This is a genomic window from Bacillus sp. iso_77 (assembly GCF_056173625.1).
On sequence record NZ_CM149683.1, the window covers coordinates 2,892,368 to 2,907,091 of the forward strand.

At 42.5% G+C, this 14,724-nt stretch carries 17 protein-coding genes; 6 read left to right on the top strand and 11 right to left on the bottom strand.

The window, feature by feature from the left end; genetic code table 11:
* Nucleotide 1: 1 nt before the first annotated feature.
* A complete protein-coding gene (yutH, locus tag AC0VYC_RS14985) occupies nucleotides 2–1,042 on the bottom strand; it encodes a spore coat putative kinase YutH (RefSeq protein ID WP_035389301.1) in 1,041 nt (346 codons plus the stop codon).
* Between the two features lie 113 nt (nucleotides 1,043–1,155).
* On the opposite strand from yutH, the gene AC0VYC_RS14990 reads away from it, so the two are divergent.
* Nucleotides 1,156–1,656 carry a phosphatidylglycerophosphatase A family protein gene (locus tag AC0VYC_RS14990; protein ID WP_024719755.1) on the top strand — a complete coding sequence of 167 codons (501 nt, stop codon included), beginning with the start codon at nucleotides 1,156–1,158 and terminating at the stop codon, nucleotides 1,654–1,656.
* 42 nt (nucleotides 1,657–1,698) lie between these two features.
* On the opposite strand, the gene AC0VYC_RS14995 is transcribed toward AC0VYC_RS14990, so the two are convergent.
* From AC0VYC_RS14995 to AC0VYC_RS15005, 3 genes are read right to left on the bottom strand one after another with little or no spacing between them, the layout of a single operon-like run.
* On the bottom strand, nucleotides 1,699–2,469 hold the full coding sequence (locus AC0VYC_RS14995) for a TIGR01457 family HAD-type hydrolase (protein ID WP_268372775.1): 771 nt from the start codon (nucleotides 2,467–2,469) through the stop codon (nucleotides 1,699–1,701).
* Nucleotides 2,470–2,490: 21 nt separating this feature from the next.
* The gene (locus AC0VYC_RS15000; protein ID WP_024719757.1) at nucleotides 2,491–2,925 is read right to left on the bottom strand and encodes a DUF86 domain-containing protein; all 435 of its coding nucleotides are present in this window, start codon (nucleotides 2,923–2,925) and stop codon (nucleotides 2,491–2,493) included.
* Between the two features lie 18 nt (nucleotides 2,926–2,943).
* Nucleotides 2,944–3,219: a YutD family protein gene (locus AC0VYC_RS15005; protein WP_008346837.1), complete on the bottom strand. Its 276-nt coding sequence runs from the start codon at nucleotides 3,217–3,219 to the stop codon at nucleotides 2,944–2,946.
* Between the two features lie 120 nt (nucleotides 3,220–3,339).
* Here AC0VYC_RS15005 and AC0VYC_RS15010 point away from each other — a divergent pair, with 120 nt between their 5' ends.
* Entirely contained in the window at nucleotides 3,340–3,975 is a 636-nt protein-coding gene (locus AC0VYC_RS15010) for a YhcN/YlaJ family sporulation lipoprotein (protein ID WP_007500413.1), read from the top strand.
* Between the two features lie 39 nt (nucleotides 3,976–4,014).
* On the opposite strand, the gene lipA is transcribed toward AC0VYC_RS15010, so the two are convergent.
* The gene (lipA, locus tag AC0VYC_RS15015; protein WP_008360456.1) at nucleotides 4,015–4,911 is read right to left on the bottom strand and encodes a lipoyl synthase; all 897 of its coding nucleotides are present in this window, start codon (nucleotides 4,909–4,911) and stop codon (nucleotides 4,015–4,017) included.
* A 323-nt stretch (nucleotides 4,912–5,234) separates the two neighbouring features.
* Between lipA and AC0VYC_RS15020 the strand changes: the two genes are divergently transcribed.
* Entirely contained in the window at nucleotides 5,235–6,179 is a 945-nt protein-coding gene (locus AC0VYC_RS15020; protein ID WP_234710308.1) for a M23 family metallopeptidase, read from the top strand.
* An 81-nt stretch (nucleotides 6,180–6,260) separates the two neighbouring features.
* Here the strand turns inward: AC0VYC_RS15020 and AC0VYC_RS15025 are convergent, their stop codons facing one another.
* On the bottom strand, nucleotides 6,261–6,491 hold the full coding sequence (locus AC0VYC_RS15025) for a hypothetical protein (RefSeq protein ID WP_008346846.1): 231 nt from the start codon (nucleotides 6,489–6,491) through the stop codon (nucleotides 6,261–6,263).
* Between the two features lie 225 nt (nucleotides 6,492–6,716).
* Here AC0VYC_RS15025 and AC0VYC_RS15030 point away from each other — a divergent pair, with 225 nt between their 5' ends.
* Nucleotides 6,717–7,181, top strand: coding sequence for a DUF2691 family protein (locus AC0VYC_RS15030; protein ID WP_135009719.1), 465 nt, complete (start codon nucleotides 6,717–6,719; stop codon nucleotides 7,179–7,181).
* Nucleotides 7,182–7,259: 78 nt separating this feature from the next.
* Here AC0VYC_RS15030 and yunB read toward each other — a convergent pair whose 3' ends face one another.
* The 4 genes from yunB to AC0VYC_RS15050 all read right to left on the bottom strand — a co-directional run bounded on the left by yunB (nucleotide 7,260) and on the right by AC0VYC_RS15050 (nucleotide 10,761).
* Complete coding sequence (gene yunB, locus AC0VYC_RS15035; protein ID WP_007500406.1) at nucleotides 7,260–8,030, bottom strand: sporulation protein YunB; 771 nt, start codon at nucleotides 8,028–8,030, stop codon at nucleotides 7,260–7,262.
* Nucleotides 8,031–8,099: 69 nt separating this feature from the next.
* Nucleotides 8,100–8,405, bottom strand: a complete 306-nt coding sequence (locus AC0VYC_RS15040) for a YunC family protein (RefSeq protein ID WP_007500404.1) — start codon at nucleotides 8,403–8,405, stop codon at nucleotides 8,100–8,102.
* A 67-nt stretch (nucleotides 8,406–8,472) separates the two neighbouring features.
* Nucleotides 8,473–9,846 carry a bifunctional metallophosphatase/5'-nucleotidase gene (locus AC0VYC_RS15045; protein WP_475388751.1) on the bottom strand — a complete coding sequence of 458 codons (1,374 nt, stop codon included), beginning with the start codon at nucleotides 9,844–9,846 and terminating at the stop codon, nucleotides 8,473–8,475.
* A gap of 63 nt (nucleotides 9,847–9,909) precedes the next feature.
* The gene (locus AC0VYC_RS15050) at nucleotides 9,910–10,761 is read right to left on the bottom strand and encodes a DUF72 domain-containing protein (RefSeq protein WP_008346854.1); all 852 of its coding nucleotides are present in this window, start codon (nucleotides 10,759–10,761) and stop codon (nucleotides 9,910–9,912) included.
* A gap of 318 nt (nucleotides 10,762–11,079) precedes the next feature.
* On the opposite strand from AC0VYC_RS15050, the gene AC0VYC_RS15055 reads away from it, so the two are divergent.
* A complete protein-coding gene (locus tag AC0VYC_RS15055; protein ID WP_475388752.1) occupies nucleotides 11,080–12,252 on the top strand; it encodes a PucR family transcriptional regulator in 1,173 nt (390 codons plus the stop codon).
* Nucleotides 12,253–12,316: 64 nt separating this feature from the next.
* Nucleotides 12,317–13,474 carry an oxalate decarboxylase family bicupin gene (locus AC0VYC_RS15060; RefSeq protein ID WP_475388754.1) on the top strand — a complete coding sequence of 386 codons (1,158 nt, stop codon included), beginning with the start codon at nucleotides 12,317–12,319 and terminating at the stop codon, nucleotides 13,472–13,474.
* A gap of 48 nt (nucleotides 13,475–13,522) precedes the next feature.
* On the opposite strand, the gene AC0VYC_RS15065 is transcribed toward AC0VYC_RS15060, so the two are convergent.
* Nucleotides 13,523–14,716 carry an MFS transporter gene (locus tag AC0VYC_RS15065; protein WP_268431636.1) on the bottom strand — a complete coding sequence of 398 codons (1,194 nt, stop codon included), beginning with the start codon at nucleotides 14,714–14,716 and terminating at the stop codon, nucleotides 13,523–13,525.
* Between the last annotated feature and the right edge of the window lie 8 nt (nucleotides 14,717–14,724).

A 14,724-nucleotide genomic window follows, 5' to 3' on the forward strand; every position in this document is an offset into this window, starting at 1 on the left:
TTCACTGAAACTTCAAATCAGCGGATTGATGAATCCATCCAACAGGAGGAATGAGATGCCCACCGCTGCGCATGGCACTCAATTCTTGAAACACCTTGAGAAAATATTCGTAGCGGTTCGCATCATTTAAAACATAATCTAATCGTTCTTCATAATAAGATTTTTCATTTTCTCCTGACATATAATAACCTTCGACAATTTCAAAATAATGAAGCGGAAACAGAAGACGGCTGTACAGCAGACGCTTTGAAAATGATGAAAGAGGCGTAACCTGCTCATATTGCTGCAAAAAGGAAAATCCCTCTTCAATTAAATCCTCCTTATGCTGGACAAAGGTTTCTCTTAAATATTCTGCGATGTCCCTTGTTGGATGATCAAATACCCAATCTACAGGTAAACGAAGCGGCTGCTCATGTGGCCAGGTCATACGTGAAAAGCGCTGATGACAAACAGTTCCTGAATCACATTCTTTTGGTTCATCATCAAGCTCTGTATCCACTAAATATTGAATGGCATTTTCCGTTAATCCGAGATAATACGGAAAGGATTCAATGAATTTCTTTTCAAATCGTTCAAGTGGTTTTTGATGCATTTGCTGCATCCAAAAGCCTTCCAGCTGGTCTAACCGTTTTGCCCATAATTCCTTCCAAGCTCCGACACGTTTTGTTTCAGACACCTCATAAGGAAACCCTCTCCCCCTGACATGAAAGGCCGCCAGCTCTGATGCGTGCTGAAATGAACGGCTTGTAACCCGCGGTGCTGCCTTTAATAGAGCGTACAGTTCTTTTCCATGGGTAAAAGTCGGTTTCTCTTCGTTTGTTAATTCAAACACGGCAACGTATGGGTCACCGTCATTCAGTAAATACTGACTGATATGATAAAGCTCTGTGAGTTCTTCTTCTCGCAAATGAGACACGGGAACAATGATGAAGAGAGCTTTCGCCGTTTGAAAGCTCTGATAACTGCCATATGGCATAAATTGACGCACATCAATACCAAATGTGTGATAAATGGTTTCTTTCATGATTTCACCTGCGTTCATAAAATCAGTCTCTTATCATATCGTAGTCGCAGGTTGAGGGATTTATGAATACTATTTACTATCCGAAGCTATTTCACACGTTGTGGACAAATTACGAGGATTGGGTGAGGAACATGCCGCATCATCATGAGATGAACGAAGTAGAAAAAACAGCAAGACGCCGTTTACAAGAACGAGGCGTAACCATTCAAGATATAGCAGACCTTGTCTTCTTTTTACAGGAAAAATATCATCCTGGCTTAGACATGACAGAGTGCATCCACAATGTGGAACGTGTCATCGCAAAACGTGAAGTCCAAAATGCCATCTTAACAGGCGTTGAACTAGATGTTCTCGCTGAGCAAAAAAAGCTGACAGAACCGCTGCAATCCATTCTTGAAACAGATGAAAGTCTATATGGGGTTGATGAAATTTTATCCTTTGCCATCGTTAATATTTATGGCTCCATCGGCTTTACGAATTACGGATATATCGACAAAGAAAAACCAGGGATTCTTGGAAAACTCAACGATAAATCCTCAGGCGAATGCCACACCTTTTTAGATGACATTGTCGGTGCTATTGCTGCGGCAGCATCAAGCAGACTGGCACATAGTGCGAGAAATGCAGAATAAAACACAAAAGAGGACGTGCGTCTGACGCTTGTCCTCTTTTCATTAAGATAATCGTTCAATCCACTCAGATAATGAATCCATGACATAGGTTGGCTGTTTGTCATATTTCTGAAGCAGCTCTTTTGTCGTGACGCCTGTATGGACAAGCAGTGTATCCATCCCTGCATTCATCCCTGCCATAATATCGGTATCATAGTTATCGCCCACCATGAGCGTCTCTGACACATCTGTCCCGAGCACCCGCATGGCCTGTTCCATAATGATAGACTCTGGCTTCCCGATAAATGTTGGCTGCACTGTTGTCGTAACCGTCAACACAGATGTTAACGATCCATTTCCAGGTAACAGCCCTCTTTCTGTCGGAATGGCAATATCTCCATTTGTTGAAACAAATTGTGCACCTTGACGGATTGCAATGGCTCCTACCGCTAGTTTTTCATATGTAATACCGCGGTCTATTCCAACGACAACGAAATCAGCGTCTTCTTGACCAAACGACAAGCCTTTTTCTTCGATGGCCTGCTGAATTCCTTCTTCTCCGATCACATACACCGAGGCATCTCTCTTTTGTTCTGCGATATAGTTTGCCGTCGCCATACTTGTTGTAAAGACTTGTTCTTCCGTTGCTGGAATATCGAATGAAACCAGTTTCTCTGCTACTTGCTTCGGCGTGCGTGAAGAGTTATTCGTGACAAACAAATAAGGGATGTTCAACTCATTTAACTTGTGAACAAATTGCCCCGCCTCTTCGATCTTTTCTGTTCCTTTATACATCGTCCCGTCTAAATCAATTAAATAGCCTTTGTATTTCATGCTGCTTACAACTCCAATGGTTTATTTAAACGCTGATACTGGTCCAAGCTCCTGCTCCAAGTAAGTGCGAATTCGATTCGGGAAGACTTGCAGCGCCTGTTCTACCTCACTGATGACCTGCAACAAATCGTGATGAACCACTTCTTGGTATTGCTGAACAAGTGTTTTACGGCACGAGACCAGTTTTTTCAGGTGAGTGCCTTCTTCTGTTGGTACAACCTTTTCGTCCACAAGAATATCCATGATGTCGTCATAGCTTCCTGGGTCCCGCATGATAAAGCCGTCAATCATATCATTTCCTGTATCAAGAATACATTCGACGAGCAAATGAACAATTCGTTCCAGCGCTTTTTTTTCTAAAGGACTTGACCATGTTTGATGGCTGCGCATCAAATCATATTGCTCCTCAAAAAAACGTAATGTCTCTTCAATCTTCTTTCTGTCTACGAAATACATCATGACGCCCCCTTTGCGTTATTTTCTAATCCGCTTTAAGACAAAATAGGCACAGCCAAAATTACAGTATTCATAAATGTATTCATCGAGTGTACTGATTTTTGTATCGAATGTGGCCTTTTGGTTTTGGTCATCAAAAAACCCCTTCAGCCTAAGCTGGTTATAGCCCCAATCCCCCACAATATAATCATACTTATTTAAAATATCTGAGTACCTTGCTTTAAACGCTTCCTCATCAAAGCCGTCTTTGATTTCTCTGACAAGATCAAAGGTAGCATTCTGAATGACGATCATCTTCTCACCTCTTTTTAAACGATCCACCTTTAATGATAATTCATTGGAACAACTCCATCAATTGCTAAAGCATGTTTTTTCCGATTTAGCCGAAGCTAAAGAAAAAAGGAGGTCACATTTATGATGAAACAACTGACAGCCACTATTCTCCTATGCATGCTTTTAGGCGGGTGCGGCTTTCAATCAGGCATGAACCGGCAAGTGGATGAAGATTCTTCCAGCAAGACAATCCGCCTGTCTGATCGTCATGAAGGAAATAATTCCAACATGCCAGAAGCAGATACGAATCGAGCAGGCTATGTTCGTTATCAGCGCCAGCAAGTAACCGATCAGAAGGAAAGAACCCCTGCTTTAAATCGTGAGCACCTTGCCCACGTGATTACAAGTTTAGCCATCCAGCTGCCAAATATAAAGGATGCAGCAACACTTGTCACAGACGAGGATGCCCTCATTGTGTATCGAACAGGCAACAAAAACCGAGATGAATCAGCCGATCAAGTGAAAAAAACAGCGGTTTCTGTTCTCCCTCGTTATTATCATGTGTACGTCTCTGATAACCCAGAGCACTTTCAATCCATTGCCAATTTTTCACGTCTTCAAACCAACTCACGTGATTTTGATCAAATTTTAACGAAAACGATTCAACAAATGAAATACTCTCCTCAAGGCGGAGATATTTCAACGAAAGAAGATGCCAATGGCATGACGAATTCCGATCGGACCATGAGACGAAACGCACCTTACGGCCAAAATTAATACGAGAAAAAACGCCAGAGAGCTCTGGCGTTTTCTTTGTTATGCTTGCGCCTGACGCTTCTTAGACGCTTCGTTTACTTGTTCGTCTGCATGATAAGAAGAACGGACAAGCGGTCCAGCTTCACAGTGGCTAAAGCCTTTTGACATGGCAATTTCCTTCAGCTCTGCAAACTCATCTGGATGGTAGTATTTTTGTACTTTCAAATGCTTTTTCGAAGGTTGTAAATACTGACCAATTGCCATGATGTCAACGTTATTGGCAAGAAGATCATCCATGACTTCAATGATTTCTTCCTTCGTTTCACCAAGTCCAATCATAATGCTTGATTTCGTTGGAATGTCAGGCTGCATTTCTTTTGCACGACGCAAGAATTCCAATGAACGATCGTATGTAGCCCGTGCACGAACTCTTGGTGTTAACCTGCGTACTGTTTCAATATTGTGATTTAAAATATCAGGGCGTGTATCCATTAACGTTTTCAAATTATCATAATTGCCACCCATGTCTGAAGGGAGAACTTCAATTGTTGTGAATGGACTTTTTCTTCTAATGGCACGAACAGTTTCAGCAAATACGCCTGCTCCGCCATCTTTTTGGTCATCCCTTGCAACCGCTGTTATAACAGCGTGCTTTAAATTCATCAAAGCCACTGAATCCGCCACGCGTTCTGGCTCTTGCAAGTCTAACTCAGTAGGAAGTCCGGTTTTCACCGCACAGAAACGGCATGCGCGCGTACAAACAGATCCGAGGATCATAAATGTAGCAGTTCTTCTCACTGCCCAGCATTCGTGAATATTCGGACATTTCGCTTCCTCACAAACGGTATGCAGGTTGTTTTCCCGCATCATTTTTTTCAAACCGGTATAGTTTTCATTCGTATTCAGCTTAATTTTAAGCCAGTCCGGTTTTCTTACGTGCTCTTCCTTCTTTGCCAATTCCATCATCTCCATATGAATTCGTTAAAGGTGCATATACAATAATCTTCCTGCTATATACGATGGATGCAGCTGTTGCCGCAAAAAATTGAATCTTCGGCCTAAGGCCTTTTCTTTAGACACTTTAACATAGTACAGATTGAACAACAAGGGAATGAGCTGCAAAAATACCCAAAAGACTCCTAAAATAACAGAAGAAAATTACTAACATTTTCTTCTTATGAAATAACGTGATCAAACCACACTAAACGGTAGAAGAGATGTTCGAAGAAAGGAGATGGACGTTTGTGAAAGTGGTTTTAGCGATCATCATCGCTCTTTCAATGATTCCCGCATCAGTCCATGCACAAGGGGCAAACAAACAGCCCGATGAATTAAAACAGCGAATGGCACTGTATGAAAAGATCGCCATCACCACACAGGTCCCGTGGTATGTACTTGCTGCGGTTGATCAGTATGAACACAATATACGCAAAAGCAGAAGAGATTTACCAAAACAAACAGGTGTGATTGGTATCTACATTCCCCGGGAAATGTGGATAGGACCAGAAAATCCCAATAAGCAGGATACCTCTCCATTAAGCATTAAAGTGTTTGACGGTATTGGGCTTGATGGTAATGGGGATGGAAAAGCGGAAATCGATAACGATGAAGATGTCCTGTTCACGTTTGCTCAATACTTGCTCCATTACGGCAGCAGCATCGATCAATTAAAAATTGCGCTGTGGGATTATTACGGACGTGATCAAACCGTTGGAATCATTTCATCTTTTATGAAGCTCTATAAGCATTACGGCCATCTTGACCTTGGAAAGCATGCGTTTCCTCTTCCGGTTGGCGCTGACTACAGCTACAGGAGTACATGGGGTGATGCGAGAGGCTTTGGAGGCAGAAGAATTCATGAGGGCACTGATCTTTTTGCTCATTACGGTCTTCCTGTTCGTGCGACATCGTACGGCGTGATTGAAATGAAAGGCTGGAATCGCTTTGGCGGCTGGCGGATCGGCATTCGAGATATTCATAATCATTATCATTATTTCGCCCACTTAAATGGCTTTGCAAAAGGACTCAAAGCTGGGCAGATTGTAGAACCTGGTCAAGTCATCGGATCAGTCGGAAGCTCCGGTTACGGTCCACCTGGCACAGCAGGAAAATTCCCGCCACACCTTCATTATGGCATGTATAAAGACAATGGACGAACTGAATGGTCGTTTGATCCTTACCCTCATTTAAGGGCGTGGGAAAGAGCCGAACGGAAACGTCGATAAATAAAAGGAGAAGTTTAGCGATACCGCTTGCTTCTCCTTTTAATATGTATCAACATTTCCCCGGTCATCACTTGTCTACTGTTACTGCTTATGCTTCTCTTTCAATCCTAAAACTAAAAAAAGAATACCCATGATGAAAAAAAGGAGATACACAACTGTTACTTCGAGTGGAATCATGTCAAACATCCCTCTAAATAAGTCGACACTCAAACTGTCACTCCCAGCTAATAATATCGATGCTGACATATATTTAGCACTAAATACAATGGCAAATACCAAAAAACAAAATCCGCTTACATGAATTTTCTTCATATCAATCAAATCCTCCTCTCATTTTCACAACAGACGATCGTGAAAAATCAGTCTTCAGGATAGCTTTCACTATTCAGAAAAGGAAAACAATGAACATTTATCATGGCACGTGATCCGTATGGAATCAAGTGGTTAATTAGGATAAGATGAACAGATCACATGAAAAAAAGTCTAAGCATGGCAACCAATGAAAGATTACTTCACAAAGAGTTAGGGGGTTGTTTTTTGAAAAGAGGAATGACCTTTACCATTCCAAATGAATACGGAGTCTTCCTTGGAGAAGTGCTAAAACCGATCGACATCACCAAATTCAGCTGGCGAATCGATACCGAAGACTCGAATATACTAGTTGATGGCGAAAAAGATGAAGAACTTTTTCCTGAAGGTAAAACAGAAATGGACGGTATAGAACTCAAACACCTCATTGAAAACAAGACGTATTATATGATTTTCGCCGATTTACAAGCATATCCAAAAGGGACATTGTCTCATATTAAGACCTATGAAGAATTTATTGAAAGCCAATGCGAGCTTGTTCTTTTAGTGACCGATTGCTCCTATGTCACGATCTATTGCAAAAATAAGGGAACACTCGAATGGCTATACAAGAATGCAGTTGAATGTGGATTTGAAGACGTGACCTATATCACCGATGAAAATGATGCAAGGACAAGACTGTCTGTTTCGTAACAACAAAACGTTCATCACAAAAACACTATATGCAATCACAGCGTATGAAAAAAACAGCCCAATTCGTCCATTGGGCTGTTATTCTTTCTTCTCCTTTTTTTCTGGCAGAACAATCGATGGAGCGCCTGAATTTGTTCCGCTGCCATTATAATAATCTGGGACATCTCCTTGAACGGCTTGAATGGAGACAGGCACGGAGTTTTTGACGACGATGGTTTCTGAGGCGAATGGGATGATGACTCTCACCTTCACCTCAATGAGCACACTAATATCAATCAAGGCATTGTTGATGCCATAAGGCTTAATGTTTTTTTCAACGTCCGTATGCGGGTCACCAATGACACTGAAGCGTACAGGTACTTTTGGTCCTAGGTTGGCGATAAGTGCATTTCCGGACGCTTGCCCAAGCGGAATGTTATATATAATGCCGTCATGTCCATCTGTTTGATCCTTTAATGCTTCTTTTGCCTCTTTTTGAAAATTCCCCTTTTCAATGTCCTCTAGATTTTTTTGAAGGTGACGTGACAGGTCAGCCATTGCTTTCGATGTTGCTTGCGCATTGAAGTCGATAGTTGTCACTTTTCCGTTCTCACTTGTATTCATCACAACCATATCCTTCATATTCTCCTGATCATCTGCAAAATCCTGAACAGAATATTGGATGAGATGATTGGCGATTCGTTCTGTTTCTAGTTCAGCAATGTGAATCAACGTTGGTTTAATGGAACGATTGATGAAGAATAGGCTAATGACAGTTGAGAGCACAAAAAATAATATGGCAAGCAGCATGACATAACGAAATGGCAGAGGGCCCTTTTTATAGGGGCGATAACGGCGGTTCAATCTCAATAAAAAATCCCCCCTTCTCCATTACAAGTGTATGCAGACAGGCGGGGGGATAGGAATCATCTGTTCATTTTATTTCACCATTTTTAATAATGCATCTCTTCCAATTGTGCCAGCATGAATGCCGAGCGACTCAGCGGCATATGTCACAGATTCTAAAGGTGCATCCAGCAATTGCTCGATGGTTCTTACACCGACTGCTCTTCCTGCGATGATTCCTCTATCTGCAAGCTTTTCATTTAGGAGCCCGACATCAAGTGCACCGCACATAATATAACCATGCTCATTTGTCACTGCCATGAAATTGGTCTTTGGCAGTTTGACGGTGACGGCTGTAAAGGAATGGCCATCAATTGTAATAGGTGTTAAATTCACCATATCCCTTCACTCCCTTCAACACAATCTATGTGAAGGGAGGGCAAGTGTTGTTAGGCTGGAGCGGATTTCACTTTGCGTCCTTCAATCGCCAGCTCAGGACATCACGTAAAAATTCCGGCATGAAATATTCAATGTGTTCATGGTCACGTATATGAGGAAAAAGAGAGCCAAGTGTATACATATCCACTGTGCCAACTGTATAGGACACGTCCTCTTGGATCAGCTCGCCGTTTACATAGACCTCTTTTACTCGTTTGGCTTCGCCCTCTTCTAATGAATAAGTCAAACCGCTGTATAGCATTTTTCCCATTAATTCTCCTCTGAATCCAAAGCCTTTGATGCGTAGCTGTTCCATTTTTTCTTCACAGCCACGAGACACTGTTTCGACCAATTGCTTCCCAGTAAGTGTCACCCTGATTGGATTAATGGGATGCGGGCATATCCGGTGAATGTCTTCTCTTGTGACGATGCCAGCCTCTAATGAATCAAGCACCATCCCAGCATTCATCATGCCGATATCTGCCTCGCACCATTCTTTAATGGCATCTGTTAAAAGTTGCGGAAGCTGGGAGTCATCAAACCACTTTGTTTCGAGCTTAGATTTAATGGATGTCACTTTTTCCTGCATGAGTGACTTCGCTCTTCTTTCTGCTTTCTGTAAAGTCGTGATCGCTTCATCGGATTCACTGATCAGCTGGTCCACTGATTGCACCGTCGCTTTTTTCTCGATGAGCTCGCTACTCGCTGTGTCAATGGTCAGCTCGACACAGCCAATGTAATGCCCATACTTTTCAGCACATGCAAGAAGAACGCCATTATCCATCTCGCCCTGTTCTAAAAGATGATGCGTATGTGAGCCTAAGATGATGTCGATTTCCGGGAAGTCATGGGCTACCTCTCGATCATGGATGATGCCTAGATGGGAAAGAAGAACAATGACATCGGCTTGTCCTTTCACTTCTTGTAGCATCTCCCGTATGCTCTCAAATGGGTCTGTAATGTCCCAGCCCAGCTTTTCATAGACAGGTGTATACGCAATGGTCACCCCTAAGACGGCGATCTTCAGTCCATTGTTAAACGTGATCACTTCATAAGGCTTTGCCCACGATGGTCTTTTGCCTTTTTCAAATAAATTAGATAAAATCACCGGGAATTGCGCGTCTTCGTATAATTGGTCGAGCTGCTCATGAGGCAACGTAATGCCTTCATTATTACCAATTGTGACTCCATCATAGCCAAGCTGATTGAGAAGTTTGACATTCACTTTTCCATAATCCGCTTCTGATACAAGGTTTACTCGATCCATATGATCGCCAATATCAAATAAGAGCATCTGATCGTGAACTTGACGCTTTTCTTCAATATAAGCTGCGATTTTTGGCCAGTTTTCAAAGTGGCTGTGCAAGTCGTTTGTATGATATAACCATAGCTTCTGCAGCATGTTGATCTCTCCCTCAAGTTGTCACTGAACCGTCTCGTTCAAATTGAAAGCCCCAGCTCTCGTTTAACTAAATAAATCTAACTGCTTCGGGGATAAGCTTGAATACGTCAAATCCAGCAAATCAATCATTTGCTGGCCATTCGCTGCCGCATCTCCGCCTGAGTTATTATTAAATACGACATATACATCTTTCGATTGTTGATGTAGGATGTCGAGGTTCTTTTTCCATTCCTTTAGTTCAGCTTCATTATATAAATATAAGTAACGAACTTCACGCCAGTTCTCATGATCTGCCGGGTGAAGCCAGCCTTGTTTATTTCTTCCGTGGAAACGGACCAATGTTTTGTCACGATGTGTGGCTTTTATGACTGGCGGTATAGACCCTTCTCCGACTTGCGGTTCATCACAGACGGAATGAATCCACCCTTCTTTCTCCATAAAGGATAAGGTTTGTTCATAAAACTCGTCTGAAAACCAAGTTCGGTTTCGGAATTCGAGTGCACAAGGAATGTCCCCCATCTTCTCCTTACACCATCTTAAATAGTGGACGTGCTCCTTTTTGCAATCAAACCATGGTGGAAATTGAAACAGAACCATCGCCAGTTTCCCTGCTCGAATGAGAGGAGTCAGTGAAAGAATAAAGGCATCAAACATTTCTTCCTTTGAAGCAAACGGGATCTCGCCTCTTTGATGCCCGGTCATTCCTTGATATGCTTTCACAACAAATTGAAAGGCGTCTGGCGTATCTTTTATCCATTTTTCATGGTTCCGCTCAGGCTGAACAGCATAAAAGCTTGCATCCAGTTCCACAATGGGAAACGTTGATGCGTAGTGAAACAGCTTTTGAGAGCTGCCGATTCTCGGCGGGTACAGACTATCATGATCTCCCCAGCCAGTTAATCCGATATAAATCATCTATCTCACCTCTTGCCACTTGCTTGTCTAAACGGATTTTCCCATTGAAAGTCTTTGTTTCTTGGGATACCCATCTTTCTGAAAGAAATTCTTCTGTCTACAACATATCATATTTACCCATTTTTCTGAATGAAGATGACTGATGTGACGTGATTTTGCCCTGCCATCTTTTTTGTGATATTACATCACAACTTTCTATCTAAATTGAATGGAGCTGATAACATAAAATTGATATCAGAGACTTTGACAGCGATTGTCCATTTTTTTATTCATCTTCACCAAAGGCTTCAGCTCTAAAAAAAAGGAGAATGAGTGGATATGAACATTGTCGATCATCATGTTGAAGCATTGCAAAAAGTGGCCCAAAGAATTCATCAAACTGTCTATTTGATCAATCAGTATGGACGTATTCTTTTCACCTCACCCCAAGGTATGACAAATCCAGATTGGATACAAATGCTCCGCTTGTTTCACAGTACGCAGCAGCATTATTTTTCTATGGTTCATTCAAAAGAAAGCGTTTCTGTTTTTCCTATCTATATAAACGAACAAGCTTATGATTATTTAGTCGTTCCCGCCTTCATTCATCCTCAAGACGACATGGGGCTGCATTTGATAATTGAACAAGCTGTACATGCCATGTCCATTTCACGCATCAAACAACATGCCATCAAGCAATCGACAGAGCGAGCCAAAAATGAATGGTTTCGCAAATGGGTGGAGGGCACGATTTCCTCAGAACAAGATGTTGCCTGTCTGGCACGCATGTTTGGATTAAACACAACGATTCCCTATTTATGTATCGTCTGTCAACTTGATCAGAGCAGTCATTTCACTTGTTTCCTTAAGCAGCAAACCCTTGTAGATGATGTGTTTGCTTTACTTGAAAGCACCCTTTCGCACTGTCCATTTCCCGCCTTTCTTTTTGTCAAAGGAGATATCGGCATCTTCCTTATAGAAGAGACTGGCGGCTGGCAGGCAATGAACAAATCGATCTGCTCTTTTTTAAAACAAATGCAGATCCTTATTAAACAGCATGTGAATGCCACCATTTCCTTTGGTGTAAGCTTAAGCGGTTATCTCATCACCGATCTGCCAAAAGGATTCAGTGAAGCTGCCCATGCTCTGCAATCAGGCCTGCTCTCATTACGAGCTGAATATATTCAGTTCTATCAAGCAAAAGATGTGTCAGATTTACTGAAACTCATCCCACCAAAAGATTTAACAACATTCTATGAGCGGTATCTCCACCCATTATATGAACAATCACAAGTCGATCCAAACCTTCTCCACACCTTATCTGTTTATGTCGAAACACATTGCCATATTTCAGAAACAGCCAAACGTTTATCTGTTCATCGCAACACCGTGATATATCGACTGGAGAAATGTGAAGAACTGCTCCAGATCAGCCTAAAAGATCCTGATGCAACATTGCGTTTGCGATTAGCTTTGCGGATTCAAAAGCACCTTTCAGCCGATTCCAATTGAATCTTTTTTTCTTACGTCTCATATATTTTGGAGGAGAAATGTGAATGACAAGGAGTGGTGTCAAATGGATGAGGAGATTCGTCACATCCCGCAACCGATTCGAGACGATGGGGCCGGCGCAACCGATTTAGGCCCGCGAGACGTTCTGCGTGATATGGAGAACCCAGATATGTTCGTTCCCCCTAAAACGGATGCGGGGACGATTCCTAATTTAAAATTTTCATATTCTGATACACATATGCACTTGAATCATGGCGGCTGGTCGAGGGAAATTACCGAGCGAGAGCTGCCTGTTTCAACAACGATTGCTGGTGTAAACATGCGGCTTACGCGCGGAGGTGTTCGTGAGCTTCATTGGCATAAGCAGGCGGAATGGGCATATATGATTTTAGGCAAAGCCCGGATCACATCTGTAGATGCAGAAGGACGGAATATGATCGCTGATGTAGAAGAAGGAGACTTGTGGTATTTCCCGCCCGGTATTCCGCACTCCATTCAAGGTCTTGAGGATGGCTGTGAGTTTCTCCTTGTGTTTGATGATGGTGCTTTTTCTGAATTTGATACGTTCACCATCACAGACTGGTTTGCTCATACACCAAAAGACATTCTTTCTGCTAATTTCGGCGTGCCAATCAAGCTGTTTGATCACATTCCACATAAACAGCGCTATATGTTTCAAGGCTCTTCACCGGCATCCATTGAAAGCCAAACCGTCTCTGATCCATACGGCGGCATCAAACCGCCATTTACCCACCAGCTCCTTCGTCAAAAACCAATCGTGACCTCTGGGGGAACCGTGCGAATCGTCGACTCACGCAATTTTCCAGTATCTAAAACCATTGCTGCTGCACTTGTGGAGGTAAAACCTGGCGGGATGAGAGAAATGCACTGGCACCCGAATAATGATGAGTGGCAATACTATTTAACCGATACAGCCAAAATGACGGTTTTTGGAGCAGGCGGGACAGCTCGCACCTTTAATTACAGAGCAGGTGATGTTGGTTATGTTCCTTTCGGGATGGGGCATTACATACAAAATATTGGGCAAACGAGCCTTTGGTTTCTAGAAATGTTTAAAAGCGATCGATTTGCTGATATTTCATTGAACCAATGGATGGCCTTAACCCCTCCTCAATTAGTGAAGGAGCATTTGCATGTAGACGATGCATTGATTCATGCGCTGCATAAAGAAAAATCACCAGTCGTGAAGTATGAGCGATGACGAAAAAAACCGATCCATTTGTGCTGATCGGTTTTTTCTATGCTGTCTTTACGATACGGCATGGGAATGTTGCTGCGCTTTTTTCGCCCATAAAATAGAAGCAATGAAACTCATACAAAGCACCAGCGTTCCAAACATAAATGGCAGCTCAATATTCACATCAAATAAAATACCCGCAAGACTTGGCCCGACGATATTCGCAAGGCTCATAAAGGAGGTATTGAGGCCGCCTGCTACCCCCTGCTGATTCCCTGCCATTTTAGATAGTAATGTATTGAGGGCTGGACGAACAAACGAGGTGGCCGATAAAAACAAAATGGAACCCGTAAAAATTAGCCAAAAGGAAGGGGCAAAGCGGCAGGCGATCAGCATAAACGCCGCAGCTAAAAGGGCATAACGGACGACACGCATTTCGCCATATCGTTTCACAAAGGTATTTACTAAAGCCCCTTGAACGATGACACCGGCAAGTCCAGCTACCGTAATGACAAATGCAATATCCTTCGGTGTAAAGCCATGTTTTTGGTCCACATATAAGCCAAAGATCGATTCAAAATGAATGATTCCGAAATTCAAAACAAAGGCCAAGATAAACAAAAAACCGTATGGTGTTTTTAAAGCCTGAATCATCTGCGTAAAAGGATTGAAATGAAGCTCTTTATTCAATCGTGCTTCTTCCTGCTTTTCCTTTGTTAAAGTTTCAGGTAAGAACAAGAAAGACAACAACGTCGACAGGGCTGCAAAGGAACCCGCGATGAGGAAAGGAAAAGCGATCCCAAACTCAACCAAATAGCCGCCTACGCCTGGTCCAATGACAAAGCCTAACGTCATTGCTGCACTAAATAGCCCCATTCCTTTCCCTCGATCCTTCTCACTTGTGATATCAGCGATGTATGCAAACATGGCGGGCATGAGTAAAGCTCCGGCAGCACCACCAAAAAACCGAGACACAAACAGCATCCAAAGCTGATCAGCAAATGCAAAAATAAACTGGGCAATCGTAAAGCCAGCAATCCCGGCAATAATCAATTTTCTGCGTCCAAATCGATCAGTCAGCGCTCCAGCAACGGGTGATAAAGCAAATTGTGTGAGGCCAGTTGCAGCAACGAGGAAACCAAGTGTTTTCCCAGTTGCGCCAAAGGCTTCAATATAACTTGGCATGACAGGAACGATCAGACCAAATCCAAGCATGGCAATAAAAATATTGAGCATCAAAATGTACAATCTGCCCATTTTTTTCATATTAAAAC

Coding starts and splice junctions, on each gene's coding strand:
- AC0VYC_RS15040 (WP_007500404.1), bottom strand. CDS start 8,405: ATGGTGAATTTAACACCTATTACAATTGATGGCCATTCCTTTACAGCC.
- AC0VYC_RS15060 (WP_475388754.1), top strand. CDS start 12,317: ATGGATGAGGAGATTCGTCACATCCCGCAACCGATTCGAGACGATGGG.
- AC0VYC_RS14995 (WP_268372775.1), bottom strand. CDS start 2,469: ATGAAATACAAAGGCTATTTAATTGATTTAGACGGGACGATGTATAAA.
- AC0VYC_RS15010 (WP_007500413.1), top strand. CDS start 3,340: ATGATGAAACAACTGACAGCCACTATTCTCCTATGCATGCTTTTAGGC.
- AC0VYC_RS15050 (WP_008346854.1), bottom strand. CDS start 10,761: ATGATTTATATCGGATTAACTGGCTGGGGAGATCATGATAGTCTGTAC.
- AC0VYC_RS15000 (WP_024719757.1), bottom strand. CDS start 2,925: ATGTATTTCGTAGACAGAAAGAAGATTGAAGAGACATTACGTTTTTTT.
- AC0VYC_RS15055 (WP_475388752.1), top strand. CDS start 11,080: ATGAACATTGTCGATCATCATGTTGAAGCATTGCAAAAAGTGGCCCAA.
- AC0VYC_RS15045 (WP_475388751.1), bottom strand. CDS start 9,846: ATGCTGCAGAAGCTATGGTTATATCATACAAACGACTTGCACAGCCAC.
- AC0VYC_RS15025 (WP_008346846.1), bottom strand. CDS start 6,491: ATGAAGAAAATTCATGTAAGCGGATTTTGTTTTTTGGTATTTGCCATT.
- AC0VYC_RS15065 (WP_268431636.1), bottom strand. CDS start 14,716: ATGAAAAAAATGGGCAGATTGTACATTTTGATGCTCAATATTTTTATT.
- AC0VYC_RS15005 (WP_008346837.1), bottom strand. CDS start 3,219: ATGATCGTCATTCAGAATGCTACCTTTGATCTTGTCAGAGAAATCAAA.
- yutH (WP_035389301.1), bottom strand. CDS start 1,042: ATGAACGCAGGTGAAATCATGAAAGAAACCATTTATCACACATTTGGT.
- AC0VYC_RS15020 (WP_234710308.1), top strand. CDS start 5,235: ATGATTCCCGCATCAGTCCATGCACAAGGGGCAAACAAACAGCCCGAT.
- AC0VYC_RS14990 (WP_024719755.1), top strand. CDS start 1,156: ATGCCGCATCATCATGAGATGAACGAAGTAGAAAAAACAGCAAGACGC.